This window comes from Larkinella insperata, from assembly GCF_026248825.1.
GTDB lineage: Bacteria > Bacteroidota > Bacteroidia > Cytophagales > Spirosomataceae > Larkinella > Larkinella insperata.
Genome location: NZ_CP110973.1, coordinates 5,212,638 through 5,231,544, shown reverse-complemented (window position 1 = coordinate 5,231,544; position 18,907 = coordinate 5,212,638). Strand labels below are relative to the sequence as shown.

Genomic DNA, 18,907 nt, shown 5'->3' with positions numbered 1-18,907 from the left:
TGTGCAATTCTGCTTTTAGCGCATCTTCCGGAAAAAGATGGCTGAAATATGCAACTGATTAATCATGAAGAGATTGCATAAATTTGGCACGTTTGGGAGATAATTAATGATAATTTTTGTTGTTTAGTACGTATGAACTTCTAAATTTAGAAGGGAATTCGATTATTCACCCCCTAAAATATGCAGGAAGATTTGGTAGAAAAAGTAATAACGCTTGACAATGTTTCGCTCATCGACTTTCTGGGCGTTGAAAACAACAATATTAAGGAAGTTGCGGCCGCCTTTCCGATGAGCAAGATAATTTCCCGTGGTAACGAAATCCGCATTAAAGGAACGACCCCGGAAATTTCCCGCATTACTGACATTCTGGATTCGCTCATTGAGCACTACCAGCGGTACGGCAAGTTAACCCACGAAAACGTAAAAAGCTTTCTGAAAAATACGGAACGCGATCCGGCCGCAGTTGTGCAACCGGATGACAATGTGCTGGTTTACGGCACCAAAGGCGTGATTGTCCGGGCCAAAACCGCCAATCAGCAACGGCTGGTGGACGCGTCCGAAAAGTTTGATCTGGTGTTTGCGATTGGTCCGGCCGGAACGGGGAAAACCTACACGGCGGTGGCCATTGCGGTGCGGGCCCTGAAAAACAAGGAAGTTAAAAAAATCATCATAACCCGTCCGGCCGTTGAAGCCGGTGAAAACCTCGGCTTTTTGCCCGGCGATCTGAAGGAGAAAATCGATCCGTATCTGCGGCCGATTTACGACGCCCTGGACGACATGATTCCGGCCGAAAAGCTGAAAACGTACATAGAAAATCGGACCATTGAAATTGCTCCGCTGGCCTACATGCGCGGACGGACGCTCAACAATGCTTTTATTTTGCTGGACGAAGCGCAGAACACGACGCCGATGCAGATGAAAATGTTTCTGACGCGGATGGGGCCGAACTCAAAAGCCATGATTACAGGCGACCGTTCGCAGATTGACTTGCCCAAAAACCAGCGTTCGGGTTTGATCGAGGCCGTTGATCTTTTGCGGGATATCAAAGGAATTGAGTGCGTTGTACTCGACGGCAGCGACGTGGTACGCCACCGATTGGTTAAAGAAATCATCACGGCGTATGAACGGGCTGAAAAATAACCCCCTGCTTGCTGCACTGGGGCTCTGGCTTAGTTTTGGGCTGCTGGAAGCCCGGGCCCAAACGCCCGGGCTTCCCCAGCGTTGTGGCATTGAGCAGCGGGAGAAAATCCTCCAGCAACGCGATCCGCAACGGCTCGCCAGGCGCCAAAAGCTTAACGAACAGATTCAGGAGGTTATCAGCCACCAGAAAAACAAACCCAATTCGGCCCGGATCAGCGAAGTGATTTACCGCATCCCGGTGGTGGTGCACGTAGTGCATAACAACTCGTCGGGCTTCATTGGCGGGGCGAATAACCCCAACATTTCCGATGAGCAGATTGCTTCCCAGATCCGGGTTCTGAACGAAGACTACCGCCGGTTGCCCAATACCCGGGGATTTAACACCGATCCCATCGGCGCCGATACGGGAATTGAATTTTACCTGGCCGGCGTGGACCCCGACGGTTTTCAAACCACCGGTATTACCCGGAATTATTCGGATAAAACCAGTTTTAACGTGTACGATGGCAACAGCGGGGACGATGTGCTGCTCTCCGAAATTGCCTACTGGCCCAGCGACAAGTACCTGAACATCTGGGTAACGACGCTGCGAAACGATTACCTGGGCTATTCCCAGTTCCCGGAAGCCGACAACATTCCCGGTTTGAATCCGCAGGAAAACGAGCGGACGGACGGGGTCATTATCGACTACCGTTATTTTGGCAGCGACATCGGCGCGGTAACCAGCTCCATCTACCGGTATGGGCGGACAACCACGCACGAGGTTGGGCACTGGCTGGGGTTGATCCACACTTGGGGCGACACCTACTGCGGGGATGACTATTGCGACGATACGCCACCAACCGCCGAAGCCAACCAATCCACCCAATGTGTGGATCAGTATTCGAATTGCCGCGGCACCCGCACCCGCAACCTGATCGAGAATTACCTCGATTATACGCCTGACGCCTGCATGAACCTGTTTACGCTGGACCAAAAGGCGCGGATGCGGGCCGTGATTGAAACCAGCACCCGGCGGCAGCGGCTGGTGCGGTCGACGGAAACGTTGCCACAGACCGAAACACTGACCGTTACCGTGTCGCCGAACCCGATCAGTAATGCATCGGCATTGACGGTGAAGGTTTTACTGACCGGCTTTCAAACGTTTCAGGTTGATCTGATCGACCCGGCCGGACGGATCATCCGCACGCAGCAGTTTAAAGACTACCCAAGTTCTTCCATTGCCTTCCCGGTGCACACGCTGATTCCGGGTATTTATTTTGTGAAAGTGCATACCGATAAAGAAACTGTTGGAAAACGGTTGCTGATTCATTAGTACTTTTACCGGTCAGTATATAGCCTTTCGGGCAAGGGGGCGGTGCCGGAAAAACGGAGCGCTTACCTGCTGAGATCGTAAACTGAATTCGGTGAAACTGAACCTATCCGCCGTATGATTGAAGTTATTCAAATAAACAACCCGACTGCAATGCAGCAGGTCTTTGCCATTCGCGAGGAGGTGTTTGTTCGGGAACAGAACGTACCGGCCGAAGATGAGTACGATGAGTTCGAGTCGATAAGCCGTCATTTTATGGCCCTTTGCGACGGAACACCCTGCGGAACGGCCCGGTGGCGCAAAACCTCGAACGGCATCAAGCTGGAACGGTTTGCCGTGCGCGCCCCGTTTCGCGGAAAAGGAGTCGGGCAGGCGCTGGTGCAGGCCGTGCTCGACGATGTGTTCAGCCAGCAGCCGGAACCCATCGAATCCGTTTACCTGAATTCGCAGGTCACCGCCATGCCGCTGTACGCCAAATTTGGTTTCAAAGCCGTCGGACCGATGTTTGACGAGTGCGGCATTCAGCACTACAAGATGGTTTTACCACCTTCTTCATTTCCTGCCTGATGCTCCGCTGGAACGCATTTCCGTTTGTTCGCTACGTGCTTGCCCTGATGGGCGGTATTCTGGCGTATCTTCAATTTCCACAGTCAGGACATTTTGTAGTCTTATATTTGTTTGTCGTCACAAATGTATTTTTGATTTCCTTTTTGTGGAAAAGAAAACCGTTCGCGATTATAAAGGGTGTAAGTGGCTTGCTGATCCTGAGTGGAATGGGCTGGCTGGTTACGGCGTTGCACACGGCGGCTAACGCGCCAACCAATTTGATTCACCTTCAGCAACCGGTCCGGGCTTACCGGGCGGTAGTCAGTTCGCAGGCCGAAAACCGGGCGAAGACCTTCCGGCTGGAACTGGAGGTGAAGACCGTGCTGACCGACAGCGCCTGGCAACCGGCGAGCGGTCGGCTGATCGTCTACCTCGACAAGACGGTTCCTAAAAAGCCACGGTACGGCGACCTCTGGCTCGTTCGGGGGGCGCCCCGAACCATTGACCCTCCTCTGAACCCGGGCGAATTTAATTACAAACGGCACCTGGCTAACCGGGGCATTTACCACCAGCAATACCTGCGATCAACGGACCGCGTGGTGGTGGGGTATCACCCCGAAAACCGGCTAACGGCGCTGGCTTACGGGGTCAACGACTGGGCCGACAGCGTTTTTACCGGTCACCTGGGGCGCGGGCCGGAGTTCGCCATCGTCAAAGCCATGATCTTGGGCGTCCGCGACGGGATTGATACCGACCTGCAGCAGGCGTATTCAGCCGCGGGAGCGGTGCACGTTTTATCCGTTTCGGGACTGCACGTAGGCGTTTTGTTTGCGGCCCTGAGTTTTGCGCTGGCTTTCCTGAAGCGAAACCGCCACGGAAAGTTTCTGTTCGCGGTTCTGATGCTGGGGCTACTCTGGTTTTATGCGCTGATGACCGGTTTTTCGGCCCCGGTGCTGCGCTCGGCCTTCATGTTTTCGCTGCTGCTGATCGGGCAAACCATCGGCCGGGCCAACAACCCGTTGAATACCCTGGCGGCATCCGCGTTCCTGATACTGCTGATCGATCCGTACGCCCTTATGACCGCCGGTTTCCAGCTTTCGTACTTGGCCGTGTGCGGTCTGATCCTCTGGCACCGCAGCCTTTATCAGAGCTACACCTTCCGCTACCGCTGGTCCGACTGGCTTTGGCAACTCACGGCCGTAGCCCTGGTGGCCCAGTTGCTGACGTTTCCGTTGGGCGTCTTTTACTTTCACCAGTTTCCGACCTACTTCTGGCTAGCCAATCCGGTGGTGATTCCGCTTTCTTCGCTGGTGCTGATTCTGGCGATGGGCGTGCTGGTGGTGGGGTGGATCCCGTACGTGGGTTTCGGGGTCGGAAAACTGCTGTTCGGTTCGATGTGGCTCCTGAACCAAGCCATTTTATGGACGGAAAAGTTGCCGTTTTCGATGGTCAAACCCCTTATGCTAACCGCCTGGGAGCTTCTGGTGCTGTACGGGGTTATCCTGTTCGGGATTGCCTGGCTGGTCAGCCGGGAAGGGCGGTATGGCCGGGTCATGGTAGTCAGTATGCTATTGTTAACCGCATCGGTCGGCTGGACCACCCTGCACCGTAAAAAACAGCGGTTGCTTATCGTGCATTTTGTCCCGCACACGTCGGCCATTAGTCTGGTTGAGGGCGGATCGGCGGTTTTTCTGACCCGGGAAGCGTTCAACGACACCAGCCGGGAAGTGACTTTCTACGTCCGCAACACCTGGGACAGTCTGGGGGTGAGCCGGATCACCTACGCGCAGCCGGACCGGATGCCCCGGAGGATTCCGTTCTTCCAAAACCCGGCCGTGGCGTTGCTCTCGTGGCAGGGAAAAAGCGTAGTGATTGTCAACCGGATCCCGAAGCGGGAGCCCTGGCGCCTGCCAGCGGTGGTGGATGTGGCCATCGTCAGCCGCAATGCCGTCCAGTCGTGGAGCGACCTGAAAGGACGCCTGGCCGCCCGGCGCATCATTTTTGACGACTCCAACAAAACTCCGCTGACGGATCGGTTGCTGGCCGAAGCCCGCCAACGAGGTATCCCGTGTCATTCCGTCCGGCAGCAGGGCGCTTTCGTGCTCAACTTCTGAATCAGCCGGGCTGGCGCTGTCTTGCCGTTTATCAACTAATTTACCGGGTTTGGAAATGGGTTTAGTTTTGCGACATTTACCCCAAAATCACCATTCATTACTATTTTAACGGACAGCACCTATGGCTTCTTTCGATATAGTCAGCAAAGTGGACATGCAAACCCTGGACAACGCCATTAATGTCGCCATCAAGGAAATTGCGAATCGTTATGATTTGCGCAACAGCAAAACCAGCGTTGACCTGAACAAAAAAGACCTGAACGTACGGATCGAAACCGATAACGACATGAGCTTGAAGTCGGTGGAGGATATTTTGCTGGCCCGGATGGTCAAGCAGGGCGTTGACGGACGCAGCCTGGATTTTTCGGCCGAACCCCAGCCTTCGGGAAACCGGCTCCGTCGCGAGTTGAAAGTTCGGCAGGGGCTCGACAAAGACCAGCAGCGCAAGATTCTCAAACTGATCAAAGACAGCTTCCCTAAGATAACGGCTCAGGCCATGGACGACCAGGTCCGGGTAACGAGCAAAAAAATTGATGACCTCCAGGCCGTTATTGCCATGCTCCGCCGGTCCGAACTGGATGTTTCGCTGCAATTTGTAAACATGAAAAGCTAAACTTTTTTACTGAACGCAACGTTTGCAACGTATGGAGAAACAGGAAAAAATCCGGAAAGCCTACGCCGAATTCGTGCTGGAAAACGGAGCCCCACCGACGAGTGTTTTTCAATTTGCCAAGAAGTTAAAGGTCTCTGAAGCAGATTTTTACCAGGAGTATACTTCCTTCGAATCCATTGAAGCCGACATCTGGCTGAGCTTTTTCAGGCAGGCGCTCGACACGCTCGAAGCGGATCCGGTTTACCAGACCTATTCCGTTCGCGAAAAGCTTCTGGCCTTTTACTATACCTGGATTGAGGCATTGAGAGCGCAGCGCAGTTTTGCGGTCTTTAGCTACAACCGTCTGCGTGAAGCAACCGCTTCTATGTCTCCCGTGGCCAAAGTTCGGATGAACCGGCAAGCACCCCGCCTGTTGCAGCCGTTCAAAGAAGCCTTTTACGATTACGTTCGTGACTTACTGGCCGAAGGTCGGGAAAGCAAGGAAGTGGAACCACGGCCTTACCTGGCCGACCGGTACGCCGACGGCTTGTGGACGCAGACCCTGTTTATTCTCCGTTTCTGGATCAACGATGTCAGCAAGAATTTTGAGAAGACCGATACGGCGATTGAAAAGTCGGTTAACACCGCATTCGACCTGATCGGCCGCTCCCCGCTGGATTCACTATTTGATCTGGCCAAATTTATTTATCACAACCGGTAATGGAATGATGACTCAGAAACGGTCAACGGCTGCGGTTCGCATCCTTCAACGTTTCTGAGTCATCATTCATCCTTTATAGATGAAGACGCAAAACCATATTCCGACCAGCAAAGTGGCCCGGGCTAGTCAGTTTGTCAAAGCAGGGGTGAAGGTGGGCGGAAATTACCTGAAGCATTACGGAAAAAAACTGCTGGACCCGGAATTAACTAAGGAGGAACTCCACCAGGATAATGCGACGGATATTTACAAGGCGCTGAGCGAATTGAAAGGGAGCGCCCTGAAAATGGCGCAGATGCTGAGCATGGACCGCAGCATACTGCCCCGGGCTTACATTGATCAGTTTGCCATGTCGCAGTATTCGGCTCCGCCGTTGTCGGGACCGCTGGTAGTCAAGCTGTTCCGTACGTATTTTGGCAAAACTCCGCAGCAGATTTACGAGCAGTTCGACATGAATGCCGTTAACGCGGCTTCCATCGGGCAGGTCCACCAGGCCTGGAAAGATGGCAAGAAGCTGGCCGTGAAGGTGCAGTACCCTGGCGTGGCCGACAGCGTCAGTTCCGATTTGCGAATTGCCAAACCGCTGGCCATCCGGTTGCTGAATCTGAACGAAAAGGACATCAACCGCTACATGGGCGAGGTGGAGTCGAAGCTGCTGGAAGAAACCGACTATGAACTCGAGCTGAACCGCTCGATTTATATTTCGGAGCGGTGTTCGTCCATTCCCAACCTGGTTTTCCCGACGTATTACCCGGAATTGTCGAGCAAGCGCATTCTGACGATGGATTGGCTGGACGGTTTTCACCTGAAAGACTTTCTGAAAACCAACCCGTCGCAGGAGATCCGAGACCGCATTGGACAGTCGTTGTGGGACTTTTACAACTTCCAGATTCACGACCTGCGGCAGGTTCACGCCGACCCGCATCCCGGCAATTTTCTGATGCGTGCGGACGGGACGATGGGCGTCATTGACTTCGGCTGCGTAAAGGTGATTCCGGACTTTTTCTACGACAACTACTTCCGGCTTATTAATTTCGATACACTTGATGACAACCGGGCCACGATGGAGATTTTCCAGAACCTGGAGTTTATTGTTGCCGAAGATTCGCCGAAAGAAAGGGCGTTTTTTGCCGATCTGTTCAAGAAAATGATTGTTCTGCTCGGCAAGCCGTTTGCCACCCAGACGTTTGATTTTGGCGATAACACCTATTTCGATACGGTGTATGCCTTTGCGGAGGATCTGGCCAACGTCGATGAGTTGAAAAATTCGAAAGTTGCCCGCGGCTCGCAGCATGGTTTGTACATCAACCGGACCTATTTTGGTCTTTATTCGATGCTGAATGAGTTGAAAGCCAAGGTAGTGACAAACAAACCGGACTGGCTGGTTTCGAAAAAGCTGCGGTTGGAAATGCAAAAGGCGGGGTAAGGAGGGCGGATGATGCGGTATTTTCGTGTACCTTTGAGGTTGTATCCGCTTCACTTAGCTCGATGAGTAAACCGCGTTTTGACGATATTTTTATGGAACTGGCCGTTAATCTTTCCAGACGGTCGCATTGCATCAAGGCGCAGGTGGGCGCGGTACTGACGAAAGACACCCGGATTATTTCCATCGGTTACAACGGACCACCGTCCGGCACCCACAACTGCGACGAGGAGTTTCCGGGCGTGGGGTGCCCGCGTGATTCCAAAGGCAGCTGCTCCCTGGCGCTTCACGCCGAGCAGAATGCCATTCTGTATGCCGCCAAAAACGGCGCGGTAGTCGAAGGAGCGACGATCTACGTTACGCTGTCGCCCTGCATCGCCTGCGCCCGCATTATTTTCAGCATGAAAATCGCCAAGGTGGTTTTTCTGCATTCGTACGCCCGCTACAAGGGAATCCCAACCGACGAGGGCGTGGAGTTTTTGCGTAAATTTGGGGTCGAAACTGTTCAATACCAGCCAAGCGAAGGATTCGAAGCTGCGTTTGCGCAGGGCGACCCGCATTTGTAGGCGAATCCATGAATATTCTAGCACATGCGTACCTGGCTGGCGACGACGAGGGCCTGATTATTGGTAATTTTATCGCCGATTTCATCAAGGGAAATCCCGCACATCCCCGGCACGGGTTGTCTGAGGCCGTGCAGCGCGGCATCTGGCTGCACCGGCAGATTGATACCTTTACCGACCAGCATCCGCTGGTGGAAGAGATGCGGGTTCTGGTGCGGCCCCGTTGCCACAAATACGCCGGAGCGGCCATCGATGTCTTTCTCGACCATTTTCTGGCCGTTCAGTTTGTTGAAATCGCCCGCCAGCCGTTGCCCGCCTTTGTCCGGAATTTCTACCAGATCATCCGCTACAACCGGGACCAGTTGCCGGACGGCGCCCGGCGCATGAGCGATTACATGATTCAGTACGATTGGCTGACGGGCTATCAGTTTCGGGAAGGCATCGACCGGAGCCTGAAAGGCATCGCGCGCCGGACGGTTTTCGAGTCGAATCTCGATACGGCGATTGAGGATTTAAACGCCAATTACCGTAGTTTTGAGCAGTATTTCCGTCTTTTTTTTCCCGCGTTACAGCAGCACGTCCGTGATTTTCTGACTGATAACCAGTGGAATTGACTAAGGTATTTTGTTTTGATTGAATTGACGTATAGATGGTATCGTTATGACTCCGGCTGTTGATCAGATTCTGAAGGATATTCGAAAGAAAAACTACGCTCCGGTGTATTTGCTGCACGGTGAAGAACCGTACTTTGTTGACCTGATTGCCGAAGAAATCGAAAAATCCGTTGTGCCCGAGCACGAAAAGGGCTTTAATCAGTTTGTGGTTTTTGGGAAGGATACGCAGGTGGGCGCGGTGATTAATATGGCCCGGCGGTATCCGTTTATGGCAGACCGTCAGTTGGTACTGGTCAAGGAAGCCCAGCAATTGGGCGGGTTGGGCGAAAAAGCCAACCAGGCGCTGCTGGAGGAATATAGTAAGACCCCTTTATCGTCGACAGTGCTGGTGTTGTGCCACTCCGGCGCCTTCGATGAGCGGAAGGCCCTGGCGAAATCCATCGGGCAGAAAGGAGTTTTGCTGAACTCCAAGAAGCTCTACGAAAACAAGGTGCCCGACTGGATCGGGGAATATTGCCGGAACCAGAATGCTAAAATCAGCCTGAAAGCCATTCAGATGCTGTTTGACTACATTGGCAACGACCTAAAGCGGTTGTCGGGGGAGATCGATAAAATTATGATCAACCTCAAAGCCGGTGAGGAAATCAGCGCCGATACCGTCGAGCGCCTGGTGGGCATCAGCAAGGAGTACAATGTGTTTGAACTTCAAAAAGCGCTCACGTTGCGGGATGTGGTGAAAGCCAACCGGATCGCCGATTATTTCAGCCGCAATCCAAAGGACAATCCGCTGCCGCCTATGCTGATCATTCTCTACCAGTTTTTTACGAAAGTCCTGATGGTGCAGGCGTCCCGCGACCAGTCGGAGAAGGGATTATCGGCTTTGTTGGGCGTTCACACCTTTTTTATCAAAGATTACCTGCAAACCGCCCGGGCGTATCCGTTGTGGAAGGTGGCCGGTATCATCAAGTCCATCCGCCGGGCCGACGCGCTTTCCAAAGGCATCGATTCTCCGACCCTAAACGAGGGAGCCATCTTAAAACAACTCGTGTACGAAATTCTTCACTAGACCGGGGCCTTTGAGACGGAGTGAGTCATTGTCAGGATATAAAACAAAAAACCGCCTTTACCGGGCGGTTTTTTTATCTGGTAGCGGGGACGAGATTTGAACTCGTGGCCTCAGGGTTATGAATCCTGTGCTCTAACCAACTGAGCTACCCCGCCAGATTTTTCGTGCCACAAAAGTAAGAAAAAAAACTTTGACTCCAAATCACCTTTTTAAGCACCGTGTTAAAATTCTGCTAACTTTGCCCCGTTACCCATTAAAACTCACTGATATGGAAAAATATAAATTTGTTGCGGAATACGAACTTCGGGCCTCTCCGAAAGTCCTTTTTCCCTATATCAGCACCGCTTCCGGGCTTTCTCAATGGTTTGCCAACAAGGTCAACGTCCGTCCGGATCAGCAGTACGATTTTTTCTGGGATAACGAAAGTCACCTCGCCCGGCAGGTTTCCATCCGGCAGAATAAAAGCGTCCGTTTCGAGTTTTTAAATGGAACCGGAACGGCCGACGAGCATAACTACATCGATTTCCGCGTGGATGTCAGCGAACTCACCCAATCGACTTTTTTGCGGATCATCGATTATTCGTCCAATACCGATGCCGACGAACTTAAATCGCTTTGGAACAGTTTAATTGAAAAGTTGAAAGAAATCGTGGGAAGTTGATTGCCGATGAAAAAAATTGACAAGCTCGTACTGAAGTCGTTCTGGGGCCCCTTTGTATTGACGCTTTGTGTAGTTGTGTTTATATTCCTGATGCGCCTGATGATGTTTTACATTGATCAGTTTGTATCAAAAGACGTTGAATTTGCGGTTTTTGGGAAGATTATTTTTTATTTCAGCCTGATCACCATTCCAATTGCGCTGCCGCTGGCCATCCTGCTGTCTTCGCTGATGACCTACGGAAACCTCGGAGAATTTTTCGAGCTGACCGCCCTGAAAAGCGCGGGAATTTCCCTGACCCGGGCCATGCGCCCGCTGCTGATTGTTGCCACGGGCATAGCCATCTTTTCTTTCTGGTTCAACAATAAAGTTGCTCCCTGGGCCAACCTGAAAGGCTACAGTTTATTGTGGGATATCAAATCGTCCAAAGCCACCTTAAGTATTAAGGAAGGTATTTTTTACAACGACCTGCCGGGCTACAGCATCAAAGCCGACAAGAAAGACGGCGAAACGCTGCGCGGGCTGGTCATTTACAAGCACCAGGAAAACGGGCTGGAAACCGGTAACCGGGAAATCATTCTGGCTGATTCGGGCCGGATGTTTACTACCTCCGACAAGCAATACCTGATTTTTGAGCTTTACAACGGCAACGATTACACCGAGTACACCGATAATTCGTCGAACGTTTCGTACGCCAGCAACGGTTCGCAAAATTCGCTGGGCAAGTTTATGCGGAACGGCTTTGAACATTACAAACTGCGAATCAGTCTGGAGTCGTTTGGGTTAAAACGGACGGATGAGCAGCAGTTTGAGTACCACGAATACATGAAAAACCTGAGCGAACTGGCCACGCTGACCGATTCGTTGAAGCAAGAACTCAAGACGAGCCTGGCCAATACGGCCAATACCTCCCGGCAATACTACAGCTACCAGTTTAAGCAACCCGTTGTATCTGCCGTAACGTCCGGCACCGCGTCAGTTCCGTCGTCTGGGACCGCAGCGGTAACAGCTCCGGCAACTCCGACCGCAGTACGGGCGGGCAAGTGGATCGATTCGTTGCTGGCCCGGCCCGTAGATGCCCGGTACCAGGGGGAAATTCAGGACATGGCCCTTTCGCAGGCCCGCAACATGCTCTCGTACGCGGAGTCGAACCAGACCTATTTAAAAGAAAAGGCCAAAACCGTCAACCGCTACGAACTGGAAAGCCACCATAAATTTACGCAGGCCATTTCCTGCTTTATTATGTTTCTGATCGGGGCTCCGCTGGGGGCCATCATCAAAAAAGGCGGTTTCGGGGTTCCGGTGCTGGTGTCGATTCTGTTCTTTATCCTGCTGTACGTGCTGACCCTGACGGGCGATAAATACGCCAAAGACGGCTTAATCTGGGTGCCCGCCGGGGCCTGGATGGCCAACGTTATTCTGCTGCCGATCGGGTTGTACCTCATGAAACAGGCCCGTAACGATTCGCGCTTATTTGATAAGGATGTATACATCATCTGGTGGGGCCGGATGAAAAAACGGTATGTGGACTGGCGGACGGGGCGGATTCAGGCCAAGATGGCCTGAAAAAAACTGCGGTTGATTTTCCAACCATACAGAAAAAAAGTGTAATTTTGCATTTCATTCAATTTTTTGTTAAATTTTAGCTGTCTGACGATGTATTTAAATACCGAAAAAAAGCAAGAAATCTTTGCTGCTCAGGGGTTCAAAAGAACCACGGAAGACTCTGGGTCGGCTGAATCTCAGATCGCTCTGTTTACATTCCGGATTAACCACCTGACAGAGCACCTGAAAACTCACAAACACGATTATGGCACCCGGCTGGGCCTGCTCAAACTAGTCGGTAAGCGCCGGCGGTTGCTGGACTATCTGATAAAGAAAGACATAACTCGTTACCGGGCCATTATTGCTGAACTAGGGCTTCGGAAGTAAAACCTTCAGTGTCGGTCAGGGAATCTTTCAAACAGGTTCCCTGATTTCATGTTTACCTGGTTGAGTAGATTTCGTTTATTGAGTTCTTTCCGTTCGGATGGTCCGAACGAGCGGTCGGCGAGTAGTCAAAATTATTGCGGTCTTTGAGGAGAAGCAATCAGTTCAAAAAGCGGCTATTGTGCGTATTATTCTCTCATTATGTCACAAATCATCACACACTCCATTAACCTCCCTGACGGACGTACGATCACCATCGAAACGGGCAAGCTGGCCCGCCAGGCCGATGGTGCCGTAGTCGTTCGGCTGGGCGATACCATGTTGCTGGCAACGGTGGTATCGAGCAAAGAAGCGAAAGAAGGCACAGATTTTCTGCCACTTTCGGTTGACTATCAGGAAAAATTTGCGTCAGCCGGGCGCATTCCGGGCAGCTTTCAGCGCCGGGAGGGTCGGTTGGGCGATCACGAGATATTAATTAGCCGGCTGGTTGACCGGGCGCTGCGCCCGATTTTTCCGGACGACTACCATGCGGATACCCAGGTAATGATCACCCTGATTTCGGCGGATCCGGAAGTTCAGCCTGATGCCCTGGCGGCTCTGGCGGCTTCGTCGGCGCTTGCCGTTTCCGATATTCCGTTCAACGGTCCGATTTCGGAAGTACGGGTGGCAAAAGTCGACGGGGAATACCGCATCAACCCCACCACGTCCGATCTGGAGCGGGCGACGCTGGATTTGATCGTAGCGGCTACCGAGAAGGACATTTGTATGGTGGAAGGCCAGATGAATGAATGTTCGGAAGAAGAAGTGGTTGAAGCTCTGAAAGCGGCTCATGAAGTGATTAAAGTGCAGTGCGCTGCGCAGAAAGAACTGGAAGCCGCCGTTGGCAAACAGCAGAAGCGGGTGTACAGCCACGAAACCCACGACGAAGAACTGCGTCAGTTTGTCCACCAGCAAACGTACGACAAAGTATACGCGGTGGCCCGGCTGGCCAACAAAAACAAGAAAGTTCGCAGCGAGTCGTTTAAAGCGGTTTTCGAAGAATTTAAAACGATTCTGTTCCCGAATGGGGAAGAAGATTCGGCGAAACTGGCGCTGGCAAAAACCTATTTCCACGATGTGCAGTGGGAAGCTTCGCGCCGGCTGGTACTCGACGAGCGGGTCCGGCTCGACGGCCGTCAGCTGGACGAAATCCGCACAATCACGTCGGAGGTCGATTACCTGCCTTCGGCCCACGGTTCGGCCGTTTTTACCCGCGGTGAAACGCAATCGCTGACCACCGTAACGCTCGGTACGAAAATGGACGAGCAGATTGTGGATCAGGCAATGCACCAGGGTTTTGCCAAGTTTTTGCTGCATTACAATTTCCCCGGTTTTTCAACGGGTGAAGTCAAACCAAACCGGGGGGCGGGTCGCCGGGAAATCGGTCACGGAAATTTGGCCCACCGCGCCCTGAAAAAAGTGATGCCGCCGGACGCTGATAATCCGTACACCATTCGGGTGGTTTCCGATATTCTGGAATCCAACGGCTCGTCGTCGATGGCAACCGTTTGCGCCGGAACGCTGGCGCTGATGGATGCCGGGGTCAAAATCAAAGCACCCGTCGCCGGAATTGCCATGGGTTTGATTACCGACAATGCCGGAAAATACGCCGTTCTGTCCGACATCCTGGGCGATGAAGATCACCTGGGCGATATGGACTTTAAAGTAACGGGAACCGAGGCCGGAATTACCGCCTGCCAGATGGACATTAAGGTGGACGGTTTGTCGTACGATGTGTTGACCGAAGCCCTGCAACAGGCCCGGGCGGGCCGTTTGCACATTTTGGGCGAAATGAACAAAACGCTGTCGGCTCCCCGTCCGGATCTCAAACCCCACGCGCCCCGCGCGGTTACGATCAAAATCGACCGCGAATTCATTGGTGCCGTTATCGGGCCGGGCGGTAAAGTGGTTCAGGAAATTCAGAAAGAATCCGGCGCCACCATCGTTATCGAAGAAAAAGACAATGCCGGTTACGTCAATATCTTTGCGACGAATCAAACCAGCATGGACAAAGCTGTCTCCCGGATTAAAGGCATTGCGACCGTTCCGGAAGTCGGTGAGATTTACGACGGAAAAGTTAAAACCATCATGCCGTTTGGGGCATTCGTCGAGTTCCTGCCGGGCAAGGATGGTTTGTTGCACATTTCCGAGATTAAGTGGGATCGTTTGGAAACCATGGAAGGCGTTCTGGAAGTCGGCGAAGAAGTCCGGGTTAAGCTGATCGACATCGACAAAAAGACCGGAAAATACCGTCTTTCGCGTAAAGTTTTGCTTCCCAAGCCAGTGAACAAAAATCCAGCCTGATTTGTTACTTTTAATGTATAAGATCAGATTACGATTTCGTTACTAATTGGACTTGGGACGGCTTTCAGCCTGATGAAGTAGTAATAAAACCGGACCGCCGGAAGGCAGTATTCCGTACATGAGACAGCTAAAAATATCCAAACAGATTACCAACCGCGAGAGCCAATCTCTTGACAAGTATTTGCAGGAGATTGGTAAAGTGGACCTGCTTACGCCGGACGAGGAAGTGCAGTTGGCGCAGAAAATTCGCGAGGGCGATCAGTTGTCGCTCGAGCGTCTGACCAAAGCCAACCTGCGGTTTGTCGTCTCCGTGGCAAAACAATACCAGAACCAGGGTTTGTCGCTGGGCGATTTGATCAACGAGGGAAACCTGGGGTTGATTAAAGCCGCCCAACGGTTTGACGAAACCCGGGGTTTTAAATTTATTTCCTACGCCGTTTGGTGGATTCGCCAGTCGATTCTGCAGGCCCTGGCCGAGCAGTCACGGATTGTTCGTCTGCCGCTCAACCGGGTAGGTTCGCTGAACAAGATTTCAAAAACGTTCTCCGACCTGGAGCAAAAATTCGAACGGGAGCCGTCGCCGGAAGAGCTGGCCGCGGTGCTCGAGATTTCGGCCGCCGAGGTAGTGGATACCCTGAAAATTTCGGGTCGGCACGTTTCAATGGATGCGCCGTTTGTGCAGGGGGAAGAAAATAGCCTGCTCGATGTACTGGAAAACGACGGAGAAGATAAGCCCGATTCGGGCCTGATCAATGATTCGCTGCGGAAAGAAGTGCAAAGGGCGCTGTCGACGCTGACCCAACGGGAAGCCGATGTGATCACCCTGTATTTCGGTCTCAATGGCGAACACGCCATGACGCTGGAAGAAATTGGTGAAAAATTTAACTTGACGCGCGAGCGGGTCCGGCAAATTAAGGAGAAAGCCATTCGCCGGCTGCGCCACACGTCTCGTTCCAAAGCGCTGAAAACTTATCTAGGGTAGTAACGTATTAGTTAGAGTACATGCCGGGGTCGTCCGAAAAATACCGGGAATGCAGTGTCCATCTGCTACCACGGTTTTTCGGACGACCTTCGTGTTTATTAACCGGTAGACCGTCGTGGCCATTCATCAGCATCTACTTGATTTAGTCGAATTGTGTGTTCGGAAGGAAATCCGACAGGCCGTTATTTCACCCGGTTCGCGCAGCGCCCCCCTAACCCTGGCCCTGGCGCGTCACCCGCAGGTGACAACGCGGGTGGTGGCCGATGAGCGGTCCGCCGGTTTTATCGCGCTTGGTATCGCCCAGCAAATCCGGAAACCGGTTGTTGTTGTCTGCACGTCGGGTAGTGCGGTGTACAACCTGGCACCCGCCGTGGCCGAAGCCTACTTTCAGGAAATCCCATTGCTGGTCCTGACCGCCGATCGCCCGAAGGAATGGACGCACCAACTGGACGGGCAGACCATTTACCAAACCGAAATTTTCGGTAAGCACGTCAAGCAGTCCTTTGAATGGCCCGCCGACTTTGTGCACCCCGACGCCCGCTGGTTTGCCGAACGGATTGCCAACGAAGCCGTTGATCTGGCGCGCACCGAACCGCGGGGCCCCGTTCACATCAACCTGCCCCTGCGCGAGCCACTGTATCCGTCGGCCGACGAAACGTTTGCGTTTGGTCCGGTCCGGGTGATTGAGCAACTGCCGGCGATGCCGGCGCTCCCGCCCGAAACCTGGCATCGGTTGCAGGACGACTGGGATTCGGCGGAACGAAAACTGATTGCAATCGGTCAGGGGCCGCACGATCCGGCCCTGCTGGCGGTTCTGAAAAAAATGAGTGAAGAATGGCGGACCCCCATCGTGGGTGATGTGATTTCCAACCTGCCGCGCAACGGTGAATTCATTACCCAGCTCGACGTGTTTCTGAACCTGTCGGATGAGCAAATCCGGGAAGACCTCCGGCCCGACCTGTTGATAACCTGCGGCCAGTCGTTTATCTCCAAGCAGTTCAAGCTTTTCCTGCGCAGCCACCCTCCCCGGCAGCATTGGCAGGTTCAGCCGCACACCCGTCTGGCCGATCCGTTCCAGTCGCTGACCCGATTGATTCCGCATGACCCGACGGCTTTCTTCGAAAAACTATTTTCGGATGTTGATTATCAACGGTTTGTGAGTAACGACGACGAAGCGGATTCGGATGATGGGTACCAGCAAACTTGGCAGACACTGGACCGCCAGGCGACGCGAATGGTGAGCCAGTTTCTGCGAGACGAGACGGTCTTTCACGAGTGGGCCGTTGTTCAGCGGCTGCTGGATCAGCTACCGACCGATAGCCAGCTTCACGTCGCCAACAGCATGCCCGTGCGGTACGTCAATTTGTCAGGACTGGATGAAAATCAGCTGGTTGAAGTGTTTGCCAACCGCGGTACCAGCGGCATCGACGGGTGTTTGAGCACGGCGGTGGGCGCGGCTTTAACAACCTCGAAAACCGTTACGGCCCTGATTGGGGATGTGGCTTTTTTCTACGACCGGAACGCGCTCTGGAACAATCTGGTACCAAAGAACCTGCGCGTGATTGTACTCAACAACCACGGCGGAAATATCTTCCGGATTATCGACGGGCCTTCCCGGCAGCCGGAGCTCGATGCGTATTTTGAAACCAGCCAGCCGCTGTCGGCGGAAAATACCGCCAAAGATGCAGGGATGGTTTACCAAAAAGTAACCTCGTACGCCGAATTGAAAGCCGTTTTGCCGGATTTTTTTGCCCCCGGTGAACGGCCCAGGTTACTGGAAATCGAAACCGATCGACGCACGAACGCCGAAGAATTTGACCGCTACAAACGATTAGTCAAGGAGCTAAACCCGTAAGGTTACCGGCAATTACGCGCTAATTCTTCTTGGGCCAGCGGGTCACCAGCGTTGGCCCCGCGTTTCCAGGCCTGACACGCCAGGGCTAAATCACCGGATTGCTGGTAGGCCCCGCCCAGATAAGCGTACACGTTTTCGATGGACGGGTCAAGCCGCTCGGCTTCCTTCAAAGCTATAACCGCCTGATTACTCTGCTTTTGGGTTAGGTAGTACAACCCCAGATTGCGGTGGGCCCAGCCGTTTTGATCGTCCAGCTTCAGGGACTGCTCAATGAGTCGGAGCGCTTCTTCCGGCCGATTCAACTGGAGCAGGAGGTAGCCTTTGTTATTCAGGTAATACGGCTGGGTCGGCTGTAGCGCCAAAGCCCGGTCCGTCAGTTCCAGGGCTTCGGCGTATTTTTTTTCCCGAGCCAGAATGATTCCCAGGTTGTTGAAAGCGAAGTGCTGCTTGGGATTTAGTTGGGTAGCCTGCTGAAAATCGGCCCTGGCCAGATCGTACTGCTTCTGATTAAAATACAGGACGCCCCGGTTGGTCAGGGCTTCGGCGTTTTTCGGATCCAGCGCCAGGGCTTTCTCGTAGGAAGCCTGGGCCGCCGACTGGGCATCCTGCTTGATCTGGAGATTGCCCAACCGGACGTAATAATAGGACGAATCCCGGTAAACCGTCTGAATTTTCTTCAAATCGTCGGCACTGCCTTTCAGGTCGTTCAGGTCGGCCCGGACTTCGGCCCGGTTGAAGTAAGCCTGCCAGAATTCGGCGTCTTTTTCGATGGCCTGGTCGTAATCCGCCAGCGCTTCTTCGGCATTGCCGAGCCGGTATTTGGCCAGCCCCCGGTTGTTGTAGGCATCGGCGAAGTCCGGATTTTTTTCGATGGCTTCGTTGTAAAACTTGATGGCCTGCCGGTGTTCACCGGATTTGAACGCTAAATTTGCCCGTTGAAAAAACACGACTGCCTCGCTGTTATCCGAGTTTGAGCAGCCCAGGAAATACCCGCCGTAAGCCATCAGGACGAAAAAAGACAGTAGTTGTTGAAAGGTAGATCGGTTCATCGA

General features: G+C 53.0%; 17 protein-coding genes and 1 tRNA gene. 16 read left to right on the top strand and 2 right to left on the bottom strand.

Annotated elements, in window-relative coordinates:
- Nucleotides 1-192: 192 nt before the first annotated feature.
- From OQ371_RS21050 to holA, 10 genes are all read left to right on the top strand, one after another.
- A complete protein-coding gene (locus OQ371_RS21050; protein ID WP_265994343.1) occupies nt 193-1,140 on the top strand; it encodes a PhoH family protein in 948 nt (315 codons plus the stop codon).
- On the top strand, nt 1,121-2,455 hold the full coding sequence (locus OQ371_RS21045) for a M43 family zinc metalloprotease (protein WP_265990304.1): 1,335 nt from the start codon (nt 1,121-1,123) through the stop codon (nt 2,453-2,455). The genes OQ371_RS21050 and OQ371_RS21045 overlap by 20 nt, the downstream gene beginning before the upstream one ends.
- Before the next feature lie 114 nt (nt 2,456-2,569).
- Nucleotides 2,570-3,019 (top strand): GNAT family N-acetyltransferase, encoded by a 450-nt coding sequence (locus OQ371_RS21040; protein WP_265990303.1) that lies wholly within the window; start codon nt 2,570-2,572, stop codon nt 3,017-3,019.
- On the top strand, nt 3,019-5,112 hold the full coding sequence (locus OQ371_RS21035; RefSeq protein WP_265994342.1) for a ComEC/Rec2 family competence protein: 2,094 nt from the start codon (nt 3,019-3,021) through the stop codon (nt 5,110-5,112). Before OQ371_RS21040 ends, OQ371_RS21035 begins: the two co-directional genes overlap by 1 nt.
- A gap of 121 nt (nt 5,113-5,233) precedes the next feature.
- A complete protein-coding gene (locus tag OQ371_RS21030; protein ID WP_265990302.1) occupies nt 5,234-5,725 on the top strand; it encodes a YajQ family cyclic di-GMP-binding protein in 492 nt (163 codons plus the stop codon).
- A gap of 31 nt (nt 5,726-5,756) precedes the next feature.
- Nucleotides 5,757-6,425: a TetR/AcrR family transcriptional regulator gene (locus OQ371_RS21025; protein WP_265990301.1), complete on the top strand. Its 669-nt coding sequence runs from the start codon at nt 5,757-5,759 to the stop codon at nt 6,423-6,425.
- Nucleotides 6,426-6,504: 79 nt separating this feature from the next.
- A complete protein-coding gene (locus OQ371_RS21020) occupies nt 6,505-7,848 on the top strand; it encodes an ABC1 kinase family protein (RefSeq protein ID WP_265990300.1) in 1,344 nt (447 codons plus the stop codon).
- Nucleotides 7,849-7,910: 62 nt separating this feature from the next.
- On the top strand, nt 7,911-8,411 hold the full coding sequence (locus OQ371_RS21015; protein WP_265990299.1) for a deoxycytidylate deaminase: 501 nt from the start codon (nt 7,911-7,913) through the stop codon (nt 8,409-8,411).
- An 8-nt stretch (nt 8,412-8,419) separates the two neighbouring features.
- Nucleotides 8,420-9,022 (top strand): acyl carrier protein phosphodiesterase, encoded by a 603-nt coding sequence (locus OQ371_RS21010; RefSeq protein ID WP_265990298.1) that lies wholly within the window; start codon nt 8,420-8,422, stop codon nt 9,020-9,022.
- A gap of 46 nt (nt 9,023-9,068) precedes the next feature.
- Nucleotides 9,069-10,088, top strand: coding sequence for a DNA polymerase III subunit delta (gene holA / locus OQ371_RS21005; protein WP_265990297.1), 1,020 nt, complete (start codon nt 9,069-9,071; stop codon nt 10,086-10,088).
- Between the two features lie 78 nt (nt 10,089-10,166).
- Here the strand turns inward: holA and OQ371_RS21000 are convergent.
- A tRNA-Met gene (locus OQ371_RS21000) sits at nt 10,167-10,243 on the bottom strand.
- A 113-nt stretch (nt 10,244-10,356) separates the two neighbouring features.
- Here OQ371_RS21000 and OQ371_RS20995 point away from each other — a divergent pair.
- The 6 genes from OQ371_RS20995 (at nt 10,357) to menD (ending at nt 17,855) form a co-directional block, all read left to right on the top strand.
- Entirely contained in the window at nt 10,357-10,749 is a 393-nt protein-coding gene (locus OQ371_RS20995) for an START-like domain-containing protein (RefSeq protein WP_265990296.1), read from the top strand.
- 6 nt (nt 10,750-10,755) lie between these two features.
- On the top strand, nt 10,756-12,312 hold the full coding sequence (locus tag OQ371_RS20990; RefSeq protein WP_265990295.1) for an LptF/LptG family permease: 1,557 nt from the start codon (nt 10,756-10,758) through the stop codon (nt 12,310-12,312).
- Nucleotides 12,313-12,402: 90 nt separating this feature from the next.
- Nucleotides 12,403-12,678, top strand: a complete 276-nt coding sequence (rpsO, locus tag OQ371_RS20985) for a 30S ribosomal protein S15 (RefSeq protein WP_111628213.1) — start codon at nt 12,403-12,405, stop codon at nt 12,676-12,678.
- 198 nt (nt 12,679-12,876) lie between these two features.
- On the top strand, nt 12,877-15,018 hold the full coding sequence (gene pnp / locus OQ371_RS20980; RefSeq protein ID WP_265990294.1) for a polyribonucleotide nucleotidyltransferase: 2,142 nt from the start codon (nt 12,877-12,879) through the stop codon (nt 15,016-15,018).
- Nucleotides 15,019-15,136: 118 nt separating this feature from the next.
- Complete coding sequence (locus tag OQ371_RS20975; RefSeq protein WP_038118528.1) at nt 15,137-16,000, top strand: sigma-70 family RNA polymerase sigma factor; 864 nt, start codon at nt 15,137-15,139, stop codon at nt 15,998-16,000.
- A gap of 115 nt (nt 16,001-16,115) precedes the next feature.
- Nucleotides 16,116-17,855: a 2-succinyl-5-enolpyruvyl-6-hydroxy-3-cyclohexene-1-carboxylic-acid synthase gene (gene menD / locus OQ371_RS20970; protein ID WP_265990293.1), complete on the top strand. Its 1,740-nt coding sequence runs from the start codon at nt 16,116-16,118 to the stop codon at nt 17,853-17,855.
- Between the two features lie 2 nt (nt 17,856-17,857).
- Here menD and OQ371_RS20965 read toward each other — a convergent pair whose 3' ends face one another.
- Nucleotides 17,858-18,904: a tetratricopeptide repeat protein gene (locus OQ371_RS20965; RefSeq protein ID WP_265990292.1), complete on the bottom strand. Its 1,047-nt coding sequence runs from the start codon at nt 18,902-18,904 to the stop codon at nt 17,858-17,860.
- Between the last annotated feature and the right edge of the window lie 3 nt (nt 18,905-18,907).

Bases quoted from the DNA above. Each gene is read 5' to 3' on its own strand.
- OQ371_RS21040 (WP_265990303.1), top strand. From the start codon at position 2,570: ATGATTGAAGTTATTCAAATAAACAACCCGACTGCAATGCAGCAGGTC.
- pnp (WP_265990294.1), top strand. From the start codon at position 12,877: ATGTCACAAATCATCACACACTCCATTAACCTCCCTGACGGACGTACG.
- OQ371_RS21015 (WP_265990299.1), top strand. From the start codon at position 7,911: ATGAGTAAACCGCGTTTTGACGATATTTTTATGGAACTGGCCGTTAAT.
- rpsO (WP_111628213.1), top strand. From the start codon at position 12,403: ATGTATTTAAATACCGAAAAAAAGCAAGAAATCTTTGCTGCTCAGGGG.
- OQ371_RS20965 (WP_265990292.1), bottom strand. From the start codon at position 18,904: ATGAACCGATCTACCTTTCAACAACTACTGTCTTTTTTCGTCCTGATG.
- OQ371_RS21020 (WP_265990300.1), top strand. From the start codon at position 6,505: ATGAAGACGCAAAACCATATTCCGACCAGCAAAGTGGCCCGGGCTAGT.
- OQ371_RS20975 (WP_038118528.1), top strand. From the start codon at position 15,137: ATGAGACAGCTAAAAATATCCAAACAGATTACCAACCGCGAGAGCCAA.
- holA (WP_265990297.1), top strand. From the start codon at position 9,069: ATGACTCCGGCTGTTGATCAGATTCTGAAGGATATTCGAAAGAAAAAC.
- OQ371_RS20995 (WP_265990296.1), top strand. From the start codon at position 10,357: ATGGAAAAATATAAATTTGTTGCGGAATACGAACTTCGGGCCTCTCCG.
- OQ371_RS21045 (WP_265990304.1), top strand. From the start codon at position 1,121: ATGAACGGGCTGAAAAATAACCCCCTGCTTGCTGCACTGGGGCTCTGG.
- OQ371_RS21035 (WP_265994342.1), top strand. From the start codon at position 3,019: ATGCTCCGCTGGAACGCATTTCCGTTTGTTCGCTACGTGCTTGCCCTG.
- OQ371_RS21010 (WP_265990298.1), top strand. From the start codon at position 8,420: ATGAATATTCTAGCACATGCGTACCTGGCTGGCGACGACGAGGGCCTG.
- OQ371_RS21025 (WP_265990301.1), top strand. From the start codon at position 5,757: ATGGAGAAACAGGAAAAAATCCGGAAAGCCTACGCCGAATTCGTGCTG.
- OQ371_RS20990 (WP_265990295.1), top strand. From the start codon at position 10,756: ATGAAAAAAATTGACAAGCTCGTACTGAAGTCGTTCTGGGGCCCCTTT.
- OQ371_RS21030 (WP_265990302.1), top strand. From the start codon at position 5,234: ATGGCTTCTTTCGATATAGTCAGCAAAGTGGACATGCAAACCCTGGAC.